1 protein-coding gene and 1 pseudogene are annotated in these 1,406 nt (G+C 71.3%); both read right to left on the bottom strand.

Features of this window, described 5'->3' with window-relative positions:
• A partial coding sequence (locus tag UO65_RS25345; protein WP_411431373.1) for a PA domain-containing protein occupies window positions 1-846 on the bottom strand: 846 nt, incomplete at its 3' end.
• Window positions 847-1,062: 216 nt separating this feature from the next.
• Window positions 1,063-1,406 (bottom strand): annotated as a pseudogene (locus tag UO65_RS25340) (amidohydrolase); the annotation flags it as partial.

The raw sequence follows: 1,406 nt of genomic DNA, 5'->3' as shown, positions 1-1,406 counted from the left end.
GCCCGAGCCGTTGTCGTTGATGCCGGGGCCCTCGGGAACGCTGTCGAGGTGCGCGCCCGCCATGACGACGTTGTTCTTCTTGCCGGTCTTGGTCTGGGCGATGACGTTGAAGCTCTGCCGCTCCTCGCGCAGCGAGCGCAGCTCCACCGTCACCACCCCGCCGGAGGCGGCCAGCGCCTCGCCCGCGGCCCTGGTGATGCCGCCGGTGGGGATCTTGACCAGCGCCGGGTCGCTGCCCAGGGTGCCGTTGAGCGGGCCGTCGGCGTTGTTGTAGACGATCGCCGCGACGGCGCCCGCGTCGGCCGCGGCCGACTGCTTGTCGACGAAGGCGCAGCCGCCCCGGGGGATCAGCGCGACCTTGCCCGCGGTGCCCGCCGGGTAGTCGGCGGCCTCGCAGCCCGGGGTGGCGTCGCCCGCGAGCGGGACCACCGACAGCGGGGCGGTGATCCCGCCGACCGGGGTGGACGTGCTCAGGGTCATGATCGAGACGGGGACCGGGCCGGACGGCGTGGTCAGCGCCTCGGCGAGGGTCTCGCTGAAGGTGAAGCTGAACGGCTGGCGGCTCACGTCGTAGCCCGCCGCGATCAGCTTGGACTCGACGTACTGGGCCGATTGCGCGTGCCCCTCGGTGCCCGCTGCGCGGTTGCCCCCGTTGCGGTCGGCGAGGCGTTGCAGGGCGATCAGGTGCCGGTTGACCCCCTCTCCGGTGACCTTCTTGACGAGGTTCCTCGCCAGTGCGGGGCCGTCGGGCACTTCGGCGGCGGTGGCCGGTGAAGCGGTGAACGACATCGTGCCCGCGGCCGCGAGGATGGCGGCCCCTGCACGCAGGGTCTTGCTCGTGGACATGCAGATCCCCTTGCTCCGGGATGGAAATCCAACCGAGACCGGTCGACGCCCCGCCGCGATCGGTGTTCGGTGAGTGTCACCCTCACCTGATCGGGCGTCGCCGGTCAAGAGCGGAGCGTTACCAGAGCCGACGAGCTGTACCCGGATATCCGAACAGAACTGGGAAATCCCCCGCGACCTGGTGATCGCGGGGGATTTCCGTGGGGAACCGACGGGTCAGGCGGTGACCCCGTGCACGACCTTCGGCGCGGTGAACGCCCTGCGCTCGGCCTTCTCGATGGCCGCGGTGCGCTGGGCGGCCTTGGCCTGCTTGGCCTTGGCCGTCTTCGGCGGGACGCCGTTGATCTCCTCGGTGCTGATCGCGTACGAAGCGGTCACCCAGGCGATGGCGTCGGCGTTGCGGTCCAGGGCGGTGCGGTCCAGGTTGCCCAGGTTGTCGCACTTGGCGTGGTAGCACCTGTCGTAGGCGACACCGGCCTGGCCACCCCACTTCGCCGCCTGCGCCGGGGTCTTGACGCCCTCGGCGCCGGTGAACAGGCCACCGGCCGGGATGCCGTTGG

Origin of the sequence: Actinokineospora spheciospongiae (assembly GCF_000564855.1) — a bacterium.
Classification (GTDB): domain Bacteria; phylum Actinomycetota; class Actinomycetes; order Mycobacteriales; family Pseudonocardiaceae; genus Actinokineospora; species Actinokineospora spheciospongiae.
The sequence above is the reverse complement of the archived record's forward strand: the minus strand, read 5'-3'. Positions and strand labels throughout refer to the sequence as shown.